Annotated in this window: 9 protein-coding genes; 3 read left to right on the top strand and 6 right to left on the bottom strand. The window is 63.4% G+C overall.

What is annotated here, in order from left to right; all coding sequences use genetic code 11:
* The first annotated feature begins 38 nt into the window (after positions 1 to 38).
* The gene (gene gltB / locus ACIQUG_RS28100; protein ID WP_402325510.1) at positions 39 to 4,763 is read left to right on the top strand and encodes a glutamate synthase large subunit; all 4,725 of its coding nucleotides are present in this window, start codon (positions 39 to 41) and stop codon (positions 4,761 to 4,763) included.
* Positions 4,764 to 4,871: 108 nt separating this feature from the next.
* The gene (locus ACIQUG_RS28095) at positions 4,872 to 6,329 is read left to right on the top strand and encodes a glutamate synthase subunit beta (protein WP_402325508.1); all 1,458 of its coding nucleotides are present in this window, start codon (positions 4,872 to 4,874) and stop codon (positions 6,327 to 6,329) included.
* An 87-nt stretch (positions 6,330 to 6,416) separates the two neighbouring features.
* On the opposite strand, the gene ACIQUG_RS28090 is transcribed toward ACIQUG_RS28095, so the two are convergent.
* Positions 6,417 to 7,667 carry a DUF459 domain-containing protein gene (locus tag ACIQUG_RS28090; RefSeq protein WP_402325506.1) on the bottom strand — a complete coding sequence of 417 codons (1,251 nt, stop codon included), beginning with the start codon at positions 7,665 to 7,667 and terminating at the stop codon, positions 6,417 to 6,419.
* Between the two features lie 136 nt (positions 7,668 to 7,803).
* Positions 7,804 to 9,024, bottom strand: coding sequence for a lytic murein transglycosylase (locus ACIQUG_RS28085; protein WP_402325504.1), 1,221 nt, complete (start codon positions 9,022 to 9,024; stop codon positions 7,804 to 7,806).
* 398 nt (positions 9,025 to 9,422) lie between these two features.
* On the opposite strand from ACIQUG_RS28085, the gene galU reads away from it, so the two are divergent.
* Positions 9,423 to 10,310 (top strand): UTP--glucose-1-phosphate uridylyltransferase GalU, encoded by an 888-nt coding sequence (gene galU / locus ACIQUG_RS28080; protein ID WP_402325502.1) that lies wholly within the window; start codon positions 9,423 to 9,425, stop codon positions 10,308 to 10,310.
* Between the two features lie 76 nt (positions 10,311 to 10,386).
* Here the strand turns inward: galU and ACIQUG_RS28075 are convergent, their stop codons facing one another.
* From ACIQUG_RS28075 to hemH, 4 genes are all read right to left on the bottom strand, one after another.
* Positions 10,387 to 11,835, bottom strand: coding sequence for an outer membrane beta-barrel protein (locus ACIQUG_RS28075; protein ID WP_402325500.1), 1,449 nt, complete (start codon positions 11,833 to 11,835; stop codon positions 10,387 to 10,389).
* A 94-nt stretch (positions 11,836 to 11,929) separates the two neighbouring features.
* The gene (locus ACIQUG_RS28070; protein WP_402325498.1) at positions 11,930 to 12,400 is read right to left on the bottom strand and encodes an NfeD family protein; all 471 of its coding nucleotides are present in this window, start codon (positions 12,398 to 12,400) and stop codon (positions 11,930 to 11,932) included.
* Positions 12,401 to 12,403: 3 nt separating this feature from the next.
* Entirely contained in the window at positions 12,404 to 13,399 is a 996-nt protein-coding gene (locus ACIQUG_RS28065) for an SPFH domain-containing protein (RefSeq protein ID WP_156133928.1), read from the bottom strand.
* Between the two features lie 196 nt (positions 13,400 to 13,595).
* A complete protein-coding gene (gene hemH, locus ACIQUG_RS28060) occupies positions 13,596 to 14,633 on the bottom strand; it encodes a ferrochelatase (protein WP_402325496.1) in 1,038 nt (345 codons plus the stop codon).
* Between the last annotated feature and the right edge of the window lie 78 nt (positions 14,634 to 14,711).

Genomic DNA, 14,711 nt, shown 5'->3' with positions numbered 1-14,711 from the left:
CATGCCCGGCGGTGCCGGGTTCAACAGGAGGGAAAACGATGACGGATCATTCGCCATCACAGCAATCTGGGCTCAACCTCGCACACAGCGTTGCGACGGCTGAAAAAACGCCCGCATTCCCGACTGGCCTGCCGCGAAAACAGGGGCTCTACGATCCGCGCAACGAGCATGACGCCTGCGGCGTCGGCTTCGTCGCCCATATGAAGGGCCAGAAGTCGCACCAGATCGTGCGCGACGGTCTCTTCATGCTCGAAAACCTGACGCACCGCGGTGCCGTCGGCGCCGACCCGCTGATGGGTGACGGTGCGGGCATCCTCGTGCAAATTCCCGACCGCTTCTTCCGCGAGGAGATGGCCAAGCAAGGCATCACCCTGCCGAAGGCAGGCGAATATGCTGTCGGCCACATCTTCATGCCGCAGGACGATGCGCTGGTCGAACACTTCAAGCAGGTGATCAAGGACGTCGTCACGGAAGAGGGCCAGGTGCTCATCGGTTACCGCGATGTGCCGGTCGACAACGCGTCGCTGTCGAAGGCGCCGGAAATCGCCGCGACCGAGCCGCGCCATGTCCAGATCTTCGTCGGCGCCGGCCGCGACGCCGCCACGAACCCGGAGTTCGAGCGGCGTCTCTTTACGCTGCGCAAGGTTATCTCCAACCGCATCTATGACGAATACAAGGGCGAGGAGAGCAACTTCTACCCGGTGTCGCTGTCGTCCTCGACGATCGTCTACAAGGGCATGTTCCTCGCCTATCAGGTCGGCGCCTATTATAAGGACCTGGCCGATCCGCGGTTCGAAAGTGCGGTGGCGCTCGTCCATCAGCGCTTCTCGACCAACACCTTCCCGTCGTGGAAGCTTGCGCACCCCTATCGCATGGTCGCGCACAACGGCGAAATCAACACGCTGCGCGGCAACGTCAACTGGATGGCGGCGCGCCAGGCTTCGGTCTCCTCGCCGCTCTTCGGCGACGACATCTCCAAGCTCTGGCCGATCTCCTACGAAGGCCAGTCGGACACCGCCTGCTTCGATAACGCGCTCGAATTCCTGGTGCAGGGCGGCTATTCGCTGTCGCATGCCGTCATGATGCTGATCCCCGAGGCCTGGGCCGGCAACCAGTTGATGTCGCCTGAACGCAAGGCGTTTTACGAATACCACGCAGCGCTGATGGAGCCGTGGGACGGTCCGGCGGCTGTCGCCTTTACCGACGGTCGTCAGGTCGGCGCGACGCTCGACCGCAACGGTCTGCGTCCGGCCCGCTACATCGTCACCTCTGACGACCGCGTCATCCTCGCGTCGGAAGCCGGCGTGCTGCCGGTCGACGAAGACAAGATCGTCAAGAAGTGGCGGCTGCAGCCGGGCAAGATGCTCCTGATCGATATGGAGCAGGGCCGCATCATCTCCGACGAGGAGGTGAAGTCGTCGCTTGCCCAGAAGCACCCCTACAGCAAGTGGCTCGAAGACACCCAGCTCATCCTCGAAGAACTGAAGCCGGTGGAGCCGCGTGCGCTCCGTCGCGACGTCTCTTTGATCGACCGCCAGCAGGCCTTCGGCTACACGCTCGAAGACACCAAGATCCTGATGTCGCCGATGGCGACGACCGGTCAGGAAGCGATCGGCTCGATGGGCACCGACACGCCGATCTCGGCGATGTCGGACAAGCGCAAGCTGCTCTACACCTATTTCAAGCAGAACTTCGCGCAGGTCACCAATCCGCCGATCGACCCGATCCGCGAAGAGCTGGTGATGAGCCTCGTCTCCTTCATCGGCCCGCGTCCGAACATCCTCGACCACGAGGGCATGGCGCATGCCAAGCGTCTTGAAGTGCGCCAGCCGATCCTGACCAATGGCGATCTCGAAAAGATCCGTTCGATCGGTCACACCGAGGATCGTTTCGACACCAAGACGCTCGACTTTACCTATGACATTTCGCGCGGTGCCGAAGGCATGCCCGAAATGCTCGACCGGCTCTGCGAGCGTGCGGAAGCGGCGGTTAAGGGTGGCTACAACATCATCGTGCTGTCGGACCGTCAGGTCGGTCCGGACCGCGTGGCGATCCCGGCGCTGCTTGCGACCGCTGCGGTGCACCACCACCTGATCCGCAAGGGCCTGCGCACGTCGGTCGGCATCGTGCTGGAATCCGGCGAACCGCGCGAAGTACATCAGTTCTGCCTGCTCGCCGGCTACGGCGCCGAGGCGATCAACCCCTACCTCGCCTTCGATACGCTCACCGACATGCACAAGCGCGGCGAGTTCCCCAAGGAAGTCGACGGCAGCGAAGTGGTCTACCGCTACATCAAGGCGGTCGGTAAGGGCATCCTCAAGGTGATGTCCAAGATGGGCATCTCGACCTACCAGTCCTATTGCGGCGCGCAGATCTTCGACGCCGTCGGCCTGTCGTCGAAGCTTGTCGATCAGTTCTTCTTCGGCACGGCGACGACGATCGAGGGCATCGGCCTCGAAGAGATCGCCGCCGAAACCGTCGCCCGCCACAAGGCGGCCTTCGGTGCCGACCCGGTTCTCGCCAACTCGCTCGACATCGGCGGCGAATATGCCTTCCGCATGCGCGGCGAAAGCCACGCCTGGACGCCGGACGCGATCGCCTCGCTGCAGCACGCCGTGCGCGGCAATGCAGATGACCGCTACCGCGAATTCGCCGAAATGGTGAACAACTCGGCGCTGCGCATGAACACCATTCGTGGCCTGTTCACGATCAAGAGCGCCGAGGCTCTTGGCCGCAAGCCGATCTCGGTCGACGAGGTCGAGCCGGCCGTCGATATCGTCAAGCGCTTCTCGACCGGGGCCATGTCCTTCGGCTCGATCAGCCGCGAGGCGCATACGACGCTGGCGATCGCCATGAACCGGATCGGCGGCAAGTCGAACACCGGCGAAGGCGGCGAGGAGAGCGATCGCTACCTGCCGCTGCCCGATGGTTCGATGAACCCGGAACGTTCGGCGATCAAGCAGATCGCCTCCGGGCGCTTCGGTGTGACCACCGAGTACCTGGTCAATGCCGACATGCTGCAGATCAAGGTGGCGCAAGGGGCCAAGCCTGGCGAAGGCGGACAGCTGCCGGGCCACAAGGTCGATGCGACGGTTGCCAAGACCCGCCATTCGACCCCGGGCGTCGGCCTGATCTCGCCGCCGCCGCACCATGACATCTATTCGATCGAAGACCTGGCGCAGCTGATCTACGATCTGAAGAACGTCAATCCGGAAGCGGATGTCTCGGTCAAGCTCGTTTCGGAAGTCGGCGTCGGCACGGTTGCCGCCGGCGTTGCCAAGGCGCGCGCCGACCACATCACCGTTGCCGGCTTCGACGGCGGTACCGGCGCTTCGCCGCTGACCTCGCTGAAGCACGCCGGCAGCCCCTGGGAAATCGGCCTAGCCGAAACCCAGCAGACGCTGGTGCTGAACGGCCTCCGCTCGCGCGTCGCCCTTCAGGTCGATGGTGGTCTCAAGACCGGCCGCGACGTCATCATCGGCGCCCTGCTCGGTGCCGACGAATTCGGCTTTGCGACCGCCCCGCTGATCGCCGCCGGCTGCATCATGATGCGCAAGTGCCACCTCAACACCTGTCCCGTCGGCGTTGCGACCCAGGATCCGGTGCTGCGCAAGCGCTTCAAGGGCACGGCCGAGCACGTCATCAACTACTTCTTCTTCGTCGCCGAGGAAGTGCGCGAGATCCTGGCGTCGCTCGGCGTCAAGAAGCTCAACGACATCGTCGGCGCTTCGGAACTGCTCGAAAAGGACGGTGCGCTGGCGCACTGGAAGGCCAATGGCCTCGACTTCTCGAAGATCTTCCACAAGGTGGAAGCCAAGAAGGAAGAGACCTACTGGACGACCCGCCAGCAGCACCCGATCGACGACGTTCTCGACCGCAAGCTGATCAAGGAAGCAACTGTCGCGCTCGAAACCAAGGCGCCGGTCAAGATCGAAGCCGAAATCAAGAACGTCGACCGTTCGGCCGGCGCGATGCTTGCCGGTGCGCTTGCCAAGCGCTGGGGCCATAAGGGCCTGAAGGACGACACCATCCACGTGACCCTCAAGGGCACGGCTGGCCAGTCCTTCGGCGCGTTCCTCGCACGCGGCATCACCTTCGATCTCGTGGGTGACGGCAACGACTATGTCGGCAAGGGCCTGTCGGGCGGTCGCATCATCGTCCGTCCGCCGGAAAACGCGACGATCGTCCCGCAGGAGTCGATCATCGTCGGCAACACCGTGCTCTACGGCGCGATCTCGGGCGAATGCTACTTCAACGGCGTGGCCGGCGAACGGTTCGCCGTGCGCAACTCCGGTGCTGTCGCGGTCGTCGAGGGCGTGGGGGACCACGGCTGCGAATACATGACCGGCGGCGTCGTCGTCGTGCTCGGCGGAACGGGCCGCAACTTTGCGGCCGGCATGTCGGGCGGTGTCGCCTATGTGCTCGACGAGGAAGGCGATTTCGCCCGTCGCTGCAACATGGCGATGGTTGAGCTGCAGCCGGTTCCGGAAGAGGACGACATGCTGGAGAAGCTGCACCACCATGGCGGCGACATCATGCACAAGGGCATGGTCGACGTGTCCGGAGACATGACGCGCCATGACGAGGAGCGGCTTTATCAGCTCATCTCCAATCACCTTCACCACACGGGTTCGCCCCGGGCGAAGGAGATCCTCGACCACTGGACGGATTACCGGCCGAAATTCCGCAAGGTCATGCCGGTCGAATACCGACGTGCGCTCGAGGATATGGAACGCATGAAAATGGCAGAGGCGGCCGAATAGGAGGCCCCGGTGACCAAGGCTCCCGGTTCATTGCAGATCGGTTCGGGGGCCTCTCACGCGCGCACGCAAAAAGCGCCTGTTCAGACGCAAAGCTTTCAGGATGAAACGATGGGTAAGGTAACTGGATTTCTCGAGATCGACCGGCAAGTGGCAAAGTATCAGCCGGCGTCCGACCGCATCCGCCATTTTCGCGAATTCACCATTCCGATGTCAGAACCGGAAGTGCAGAAGCAGGCGGCACGCTGCATGGACTGTGGCATCCCCTATTGCCACGGCCCGACCGGCTGCCCGGTGCACAACCAGATCCCGGACTGGAACGACCTCGTCTACAACGGCAACTGGGACGAGGCGATCCGCAACCTGCATTCGACCAACAACTTCCCGGAATTCACCGGTCGCGTCTGCCCGGCGCCGTGCGAGGAAGCCTGCACGCTGAACCTCGAAGACACGCCGGTGGCGATCAAGACCGTCGAGCAGGCGATCGCCGACAAGGCCTACGAGATGGGCTACATCGTGCCGCAGCCGGCCGTCACCAAGACCGGCAAGAAGGTCGCCGTCATCGGCTCGGGACCTGCCGGCATGGCATCGGCCCAGCAGCTTGCCCGCGCCGGCCACGAGGTTCACGTCTACGAACGCGAAACCAAGCCCGGCGGCCTGCTGCGCTACGGTATCCCGGACTTCAAGATGGAAAAGAACTTCATCGATCGCCGCGTCGATCAGATGCGCGGCGAAGGGGTCACTTTCCATTGCGGCATCAATGTCGGCGTCGATGTGCCGATGCAGCGCCTGCTCGACGAACACGACGCCGTGCTCTACTGCGGCGGATCCGAGACCCCGCGTGATGCGGGCATTCCGGGCGTCCAGTTCGCCGGCGTTCATGATGCGATGCCCTATCTGGTGCAGCAGAACCGCCGTGTCGGTCGCGAGAACATCGACAGCGTCGGCTGGCCGTCGCAACCGATCCTTGCCGGCGGCAAGCACATCGTCGTCGTCGGCGGTGGCGATACCGCGTCGGACTGCGTCGGCACCGCCTTCCGCCAGGGTGCGGTCAAGGTGACCCAGCTCGACATCCGCCCGCAGCCGCCGGAAAAGGAAGACAAGCTTGCCGTCTGGCCGTTCTGGGCGACGAAGATGCGCACCTCCTCCAGCCAGGCCGAAGGTGCTATCCGCGAGTTCCAGGTGGCGACGCTCGAATTCATCGGCGACGAGGACGGTAACCTGAGCGGCGTGAAGTGCTGCGAGGTGGACGACCGCCGCAAACCGGTCGCCGGCACGGAGTTCATCATCAAGGCCGATCTCGCCTTTATCGCCATCGGTTTCAGCGGTCCCTTCACCAACAGCGTGATCAAGGACCTCGGCGACAAGCTGACGCTCAATACCGACCGCCGCGGCTCGACCAACGTCGTTGCCAACGAGCGTGACTACAAGACCTCGGTCGACAAGCTTTGGACCGCCGGCGACGTGCGCCGCGGCCAGTCGCTCGTCGTCTGGGCGATCCGCGAAGGCCGCCAGGCGGCGCGCGCGATCGATGAGGCGCTGATGGGCTCGACGACCCTGCCGCGCTAAGCAAGTTCACTCCCAAGCATGAAAAAAGCCCCGCAGCGATGCGGGGCTTTTTTTGTGGCCGGGCCAGAAGGCCGACTGTACGTCGATCTAGTTGCGGATCACCGGGTTGCTGATCACCGTGCTCGGTTTCGACAAGCGGAAGTCATCGACGCGGCCGGCCGGGGCGGCGGCGACGTCGCCCTTGCCCACCAGCAGGTCGCGCGGGCTCTTGCCGTTGCCCTTGTCCGGTGCTGCGCTGCCGAGCAGGGATGCGGCGCCGTCGAGCGCCGGATCGGTCAGCCCGATCGGCTGGGTTTTGACGATATCCTCGTTGCCGAGCGGTGCGGTCACCACGAGGTCCTTCAGTTCGTCGGCGCCCGGTACGTTCTTGTCGGTCGCGGCGGCATCGCCGAGCAGCCGGCGGATGTCCTTCTCCACATAGAAGGCGAGCTTGCGCTTGCCGGCCTTGGTGAGGTTGACGCCGTCGGCGCCGCGCAGGCGCACCTGCTGGCCGTTTATGTCGGACCCGGTCAGCACGAACTTGCCGCCCTCGTCGACGAAACCGTCCCAGATGTCGACGAACTGGCCGCCGACCTTCTCGATTTCCTCGCGGTAGATGCCGTTGAAGGTGACCATGTCGGCGGTCATGGCGGTGGACTGGAACGGTGGCATGCCGACCCAGAGAACCGGCAGCTTTTCCTTGCGCGCAAGGGCTGCCAGCGCGTTGACGCGCTTGCGATATTCTTCCGTCCAAAGGTCGGAGCGGAACTTCTCCTTGGTGCTGCCGATCTGCATCTGCTGGCGATCGTTGGCGCCCAAGCTGATGATGATGACCGACGGCTTCACTTCGCCGACATAGCCCGGCAGCGTGCCGGGCCAATTGAAATAGTCCTCGCGCACGAGACCGGACGAGCCGTTCGCGCGTGTCTCGATGGTGATGCCGGGCGTCATCTCAAAGGCGGTCTTCAGGCCGTCGCCAAGGCTGCCGGCCATGAAGTCGCCGACGACGAGCACCTTCTTGGCATCCGGCGCCTTTTCCACCACCACGGGCGCCGGGGTAGCGGTGTCGGCAGGTTTCGGCTTCTGCTTCTGTTGACCCAGGCCCTTCTGGCGCTGTTGCGGCTGGCGCTGGCGCTTCGGGCGCGGCTGTTCGGGAAAATAGTCCCGGTCCTCATAGACCGGCCGCTCGCGGCTCAGTCCGCCAAAGAGCATCTGGAACAGGTTGCGCCGCTGCACCCGCTCCTGCGCCTCGGCAAAGCTGGCGAACAGGCTGACGGTGAGCATGGCCGCAAGCGCGATCATGATCGTCGCAATCCCGAACGGCGTCCGGCCCTGTCGCCTGCTGCGCTTGCTCGTCATCTGCTTTTCTGCCCGTTCATACGTGTTCCGGCGGCGTCTGGCCGCTGTCACGGATCAGCGCGCCGCAGGGAATGCAGCGCGCCTTTTCAGTCTTTTATCTCACGGATACGCAGATCGTGAAACCGTTTCGAGCCTGCTAGTTGCGCAGCGCCCGCAGCAGCATCTGGGTCGGCTCTCCATCCGGCGCCAGCCCGTTCTTCGACTGGAACGCCTGGATCGCGGCCTTGGAGCCGGAACCGAAGTTGCCGTCGACTTCGCCGCTGTAGTAGCCAAGCTCCTTCAGCCGGTTCTGCAACTCGAACTTCTCGCTGATATCAAGCGATCCGTCCGGGCGCGGCCAGCGCTGTTGCATCCCCTGGTAGCCGGCGATCTGGTCGGCAAGCAGGCCGACGCCGAGCGCGTAGCTGTCCGACGCGTTGTAGCGCTTGATGACGAAGAAGTTCTTGGTCATCAGGAAGCCCGGGCCCTGGCCACCGCTCGGCAACTTGAGCTCGGCACGTGTGCTGCCATTGCGGAAGCCCTTGCCGTTCGGCCGGGCAAACCCGAGCGACGCCCATTCCTTGAGCGTCTTCGTCTGGCCGGAATACTTCGCGGCATTGGCCGGCGGCGCGACCTCGTAGCCCCAGGTCTCGCCCGGCTGCCAGCCGTTCTTCTTCAGAAGGTTGGCGGCGGTTGCCAGCGCGTCTGGCACCGAATTCCAGATGTCGCGGTGGCCGTTCCCGTCTGCGTCGACCGCATAGAGCAGGTAGCTCGTGGGGATGAACTGGGTGTGGCCCATGGCGCCCGCCCAGGAGCCGGTCAACTCACGTGGGGTGATATCGCCCTTCTGCAGGATCTTCAGCGCGGCGATCAGCTGCTTCTTGGCGTAGTTCGACCGCTTCGGATCCGCATAGGCAAGGGTGGCGAGCGCGCGCGGCACGTAGTGCAGGCGGTCGTCCTTCTCCAGCACGGCGCCGTAGTTGGACTCCATCGACCAGATGGCGAGCAGAATGGTCTTGTCGACGCCGAAGTGTTTCTCCAGCGCGTTCAGCGTGCGGGCGTGCTTGGTCGCCATCTCCTGGCCGACGCGCTTGGTGTAGGGGTTCACGCGGGAATCGATATATTCCCAGATCTTGTGCTTGAACTCCGGCTGGTAGTTGGCTTTTTCGATCACCGTCTGGTCGGGCGACTTCACGCCGGCAAAGGCCTGGCGGTAGGTTGCCTTGGTGATGCCTGCCTGGGCGGCGGTCGCGTAAAACTCGTTGATCCAGTTCTGGAACCCGGTATCGGCGCGCGCGGGGGAGGTGCCGAGCGTGGCGGCGGATAGGACGAGGGCGGCTGCGATATGACGGAAAAACGTCCTGCGGTTTCTGATCATCAGCTGTCGGTTCCGTTTCTCTGCGGAGCTTCGGCCGTCATGGCCCGAATCATTCCGCAAGGTGGCAGTCTGGGGCCAGCCTCGACGGTGGGGGCAGTCGTCGGCGGCTCCTGGTTCGGATCCGGCCGCGCTTGTTGCATTGCCGGATTGCAACGAATCTACAGAAACGTGGTCAACAAACCCTTTACCATGAAAATGTGGTGGCGTCTTCGGCCACAGAAAATGTCAAGCCTTGGTCGTGGAGTTCGCATATGCATTTGTTTCGTCGGTTCATGCTGTGTTCAGCTGACGGCATAGAGATTGCGGCTCCATTACGGAGCGCTGTATGGTTCGGGACGGATTGACGTCCAGGACCATTCGGCAAGAGTTATGAGTGAAATCCTTTCAAGGAGGTATCGATGACCGACAAGCGTAAAGTCCGCAAAGCCGTGTTCCCGGTCGCAGGACTGGGCACCCGTTTCCTGCCGGCGACAAAGGCCGTGCCGAAGGAAATGCTGACGGTGGTGGACAAGCCGGTCATTCAATATGTGGTCGACGAGGCGCTGGAAGCGGGTATCGAGCATCTGATCTTCGTGACCGGCCGCAGCAAGGCCGTCATCGAGGACTATTTCGACATTCAGGTCGAGCTCGACCAGACGCTGCGCGAGCGCAACAAGAAGGCCGAGATCGCCCTGCTCGACGGCATCCTGCCGAAGGCCGGCACCACCAGCTTTACCCGCCAGCAGGCGCCGCTCGGCCTTGGCCATGCGGTCTGGTGCGCCCGTGATCTGGTCGGCAACGAGCCGTTTGCGCTGCTTCTGCCCGACATGATCATGAAAGGTGAAAAGGGCTGCCTGAAGGGCATGGTCGAGCTCTACGAACAGAGCGGCGGCAACGTCATCGCCGTTGAGGAATGCGCGCCGGACCAGGCGCACAAATACGGCATCGTCGGCGTCGGCGACAAGGTCGGCGAAGGCTTCAAGATCACCAAGATGGTCGAGAAGCCGGCGCCGGGTACGGCTCCCTCGAACTTCTTCATCAACGGCCGCTACATCCTGCAGCCGGAGATCTTCCCGATCCTCGAAAAGCAGGAGCGCGGCGCGGGCAACGAGATCCAGTTGACCGACGGCATGCTCAAGCTTTCCGACAACCAGCAGTTTGCCGCCTACCACTTCCGCGGCGATACCTACGACTGTGGCGCCAAGGACGGTTTCATCCTGGCAAACGTTGCGTTTGCGCTGGAGCGTGGCGACATTCGCCCGACCGTCGAAGGTCCGCTGAAGAGCCTGTTCGCTAGCCTGAAGTAATCGGCTTTCTCTTCTCGAAGGCAAGAAAGGCCGCGCCCATCGGGCGCGGCTTTTTTTATCTGACGATCGGATTGCCTCAGCGGCGCAGCGTCAACCCGACGCCGACACGGGTGATGTCGGTGGTGTCGCCCTGATCGCGGGTGGTACGCTCGTAGCTGACGTCGCCCGTCAGCGCCAAATAGCGGTTGATGTCGTAGGTGAGGCCGGCGCCGGTGCGCCAGGTGGTCTCGTCCGACGAGCGGGCGTTCGAGGGGTAGTTGCGGAGCGTCAGGTTGTTCGTCAGTCGCGCGACCAGGTCCGAGCGCATCTGGTGGGTGATGATGTTGGTGAAGTTGTAGTCGATCGAGCCGGCATCGCCCGGCGTCGTCGACGGGTTGAGGTCGGTCGAAACGGCGAAGAGCACGTCGGTGCCGCGTTGCGGCGACCAGTTGAGACGGCCATCGATCGAGAGGCCGCGGAGGTCGCCGAGGCGATCGTCTTCGAAATTGTAGGTCTCGTAGCCGAGGCCGAGCTCGCCATAGAGCTTCTCGCCGAGGTCGAGTTCGATACCGCCGCGTCCGGCATAGGTCTGGTAGGAACGTTCGAAGCCGAGCGGGTCCTGGCGCAGGTCGTAGAGCGACTTGCCGACGGAGGCTTCGAGGAACGGGATCAGCGCCGGCGACAGTTCGTAGCCGACACGGGCGGTGAGCGTGCCGGTGTTTCGGTTTCGATACTTGACCGACAGGTTCGTGCCGTTTTCGAGTTCGACATCACCGTAGGTGCGCCGGTCGAAATCGATGCCGACCGAGCCGCGTATCAGGCCGAAATCGCGCTCGACGGCCGCGCCAAGGCGGTAGGTGTTGACCGCCGACTGGTTCTTGGCGTCGGAGACCGCATTCGGGTCGTCGGCGTCTTCGCGCTCGAAGCTGTAGCCGGCGCGCAGGCGGGCGATCGTTTCGTCCCAGAGATCGAGGCGCAGTTCGGCATCGACATTGGCGCGCGGCTCTTCCTCGCCCTCGCCGGAGATGTTGTTCTGCAGCACGCCTTCGCCGGTGACGATCAACTGATGCCGCGACCAGTCCGACGTCAAGGTGCCGCGAATGCCGGTTTCGAGATAGCCGCGGTTGGTCTTGGTGTCGCCGTCTTTGCGCCATTCGTGATTGATGGTCTCGCTGACGCTTGGGCGCAGCGTGAAGGTGCCGAGGCGAATGCCCGCTGCGCGATCGTATTCGGGATCATAGGCCCGCAGCCGCAGGCCGTCGAGCGTCGGCTCGCGCTGGTTCAGGCGGAGGTAATCCTCGTTTGAAGCCGGTGTCAGGTCGTCGGCGCTGACGGCGCCGGTCGTCTGCGGATCGGTGATCGCGGGTGTCGTGGCCGGGACGGCTGACGGTGCCGTGCCGGCAGTATAGGTCGTCGCCGGCGCGGTCGTGGCGGTCTGGGCGTTCAGGGACGCCGGGACAAGCAGCGCCGTGCCAGCCAGCAACAACGCCAGCGAGGCCGAACGCCGCGCGTCTCCTTTGGTCGAGCGAGATGTGCCTGGCACCATATGCCGTTTGTCCACGAGCCTGATTGCAATCCTTTCGCAATCGTAAAGCGACGTGGTTAAGCAATCGTTTCCAAGCGGAAAAAACGTCGTGGCATCAGCCGCTTGCGGTTACGCCTTCGACGGTCAGGTTGCGGCCGTTGGTGGAAACGACGCGCACCCGCGTGCCGGCCGGCAGGTCCGGCCCCTCGACGATCCAGAACGTGTCGTCGAGCCGGATCCGTCCCCGGCCCTCGGCGATCGGCTTCTCCAATACCGCCGTGCGGCCGACGAGGCTTTCGGCGCGCTGGTTCAACAGCGGCTCGTCGGATGTCTCGGAGGTGGAGAGAACGAAGCGGCGGCCGAGCAGAACGGCCGCCACCGACAGCAGTGCAAAAAGCACCAGCTGAACCTGCCAAATCCAGAAACCGACCTCCCAAAGGAGGAGGGACAGGATGCCGACGACAAGGGCCGCAACGCCGATCCAGATCAGGAACACGCCGGGCGCGACGAGCTCGGCTGCCAGAAGCACGAAGCCCAGAACCCACCAGCTCCAGGGCCCGAGTTCTTGAATGGCGCGTTCGATCATGGGTTACTTCCCTTGCGAGGGATCGGCCGGGAAGGCCGGCGTGGTGCGCGGCGTCGACTGGCGCGGTCTCGCCGGCGTGGTGTCGCCGTTGCCGAAGACTTCCTTGGCGATGGCGCCGATACCGCCGAGCGAACCGATCAGCGCCGAGGCTTCCATCGGCATCAGCACGATCTTCTGGTTGTTGGCGGTGCCGATCGAAGCGAGCGCTTCGGTATACTTCTGCGCGACGAAGTAGTTGATCGCCTGCACGTCGCCGGCCGCAATGGCCTCGGAGACCATCTTGGTCGCCTTCGCCTCGGCTTCCGCCAGACGTTCGCGTGCTTCGGCGTCGCGGAAGGCTGCTTCACGCTGGCCTTCGGCCTGCAGGATCGCCGACTGCTTGGCGCCTTCGGCGCGCAGGATCTGGGCGTTTCTGGCACCTTCGGCTTCCAGCACCTGGGCGCGCTTTTCGCGCTCGGCCTTCATCTGCCGCGCCATGGCATCGACCAGGTCCTTCGGCGGCGCAATGTCCTTGATCTCGACGCGGGTGATCTTGATGCCCCAGGGGCTGGCGGCTTCGTCGACGACGTGCAGCAGCCTGTCGTTGATCGTATCGCGGTTGGACAAGAGCTCATCGAGATCCATCGAGCCCATGACGGAGCGGATGTTGGTCATCGTCAGGTTGAGGATGGCGTTTTCCAGATGCGCGACCTGGTAGGCGGCCTGCGCCGCGTTCAGGATCTGATAGAAGGCGACGGCATCGGCCGAGACGCTGGCATTGTCCTTGGTGATGACTTCCTGGGTCGGAACGTCGAGCACCTGTTCCATCACGTTCATCTTCGCGCCGATCCGGTCGATGAAGGGAACGATCAGGTTGAGACCAGGCTCAAGCGTTTTCGTGTAACGACCAAAGCGTTCGATCGTATAGCGGTAGCCCTGCGGCACCGTCTTGATCCCCATGAAGAGGACCAGGATGATAAGCACCACGAAGCCAATGACGACGATATCCATTCCGCCCAAGATATACCCCCTTAAATTGCAATCTCGACCTGTGGCTGCAGTCTAGCGTATTCCGTTTCCGTTCGGAATCGGTTTTCCGCGGATTGCGCGTAAATTCAAAATGTTAGAAAGGCGCACTCGCCGGTGGGCGAGCGCACGGCTCCTTCATCCTGAGGTGGTGATCGGCGTGCCGTTTTCAAGTGGGCTGGCAGGAGGCTCAAAGCCAGCCGGCAAGCTCCCGGCGCACGACGTGTTCGAGCACGGCCATGCCTTCGGCGCTGTCGTTCAGACAGGGGATGTGGGTGAACTTCTCGCCGCCATTGTGATGGAAGCTCTCAGCCGCCTGCTCGGCGATCTCTTCCAGTGTTTCCAGACAGTCGGAGACGAAGCCGGGATTGAGCACGGCGATGCGCTTGACGCCATCCTGGGCGAGCTTTTCGACCGTCTTGTCGGTGTAGGGTTGCAACCATTCTTCAGGCCCGAAGCGCGACTGGAAGGTGACCTGGAGCTTGCCCTTCGACCAGCCGAGCTTCTCGCGCAGCAGCCGCGCGGTCTTCTGGCACTGGCAGTAGTAGGGGTCGCCCTTGTCGAAGTAGCTCTTCGGAATGCCGTGGAAGGAGGTGAGCACCACTTCCGGCTCCCAGTCGAGCGTCGCCAGGTGTCGCTCGATCGAGGTCGCCAGCGCGTCGATGTAGACGGGGTCGTCGTGGTAAGGCGGGACGGTGCGCAGCGCCGGCTGCCAGCGCATTTTCAGAAGCGCCTCGAAGGCCTTGTCGTTGACGGTGGCCGTGGTGGCGGCGGCATATTGCGGATAGAGCGGGAACACGAGAATGCGTTCGCAGCCGGCCTTCTGCAGCGCGTCCATGCGCGATGCGATCGACGGCTGGCCGTAGCGCATGCCCCAGTCGACGATCACGTTGGGCTGGTCGGCGAAGGACTTGGCCATCAGTTCAGACTGGTTGCGGGTGTAGGTCCGCAGGTAGCTTTCGTTCAGGTCCTTGTTCCAGATCGTCTCATAGGCCTTGCCGACCTTGCCGGGGCGGGTATTGAGCACGATGCCGAACAGGATCGGGTACCAGAACAGCCGCGACCATTCGATCACCCGGCGGTCGGTCAGAAACTCCTTCAGGTAGCGGCGCATCGAGGTGTAGTCGGTGCCGTCGGGGGTGCCGAGATTGACCAGCAGGATGCCGACCTTTCCGGATTTGACGGAAGGGTGGTTGGCAGGAGTGGTCACGGCAAGCTGATCGGTCATCTTCATCCTCGTCGGGTCCCCGTATCGGGACACCGCTTTCGTTCCTTCGGTTTCCAGTCCTTCTAAAAAGAAAAGCCG

Origin of the sequence: Ensifer sp. NPDC090286 (assembly GCF_044769565.1) — a bacterium.
Classification (GTDB): domain Bacteria; phylum Pseudomonadota; class Alphaproteobacteria; order Rhizobiales; family Rhizobiaceae; genus Ensifer.
This window is presented reverse-complemented; position numbering and strand designations above follow the sequence as displayed.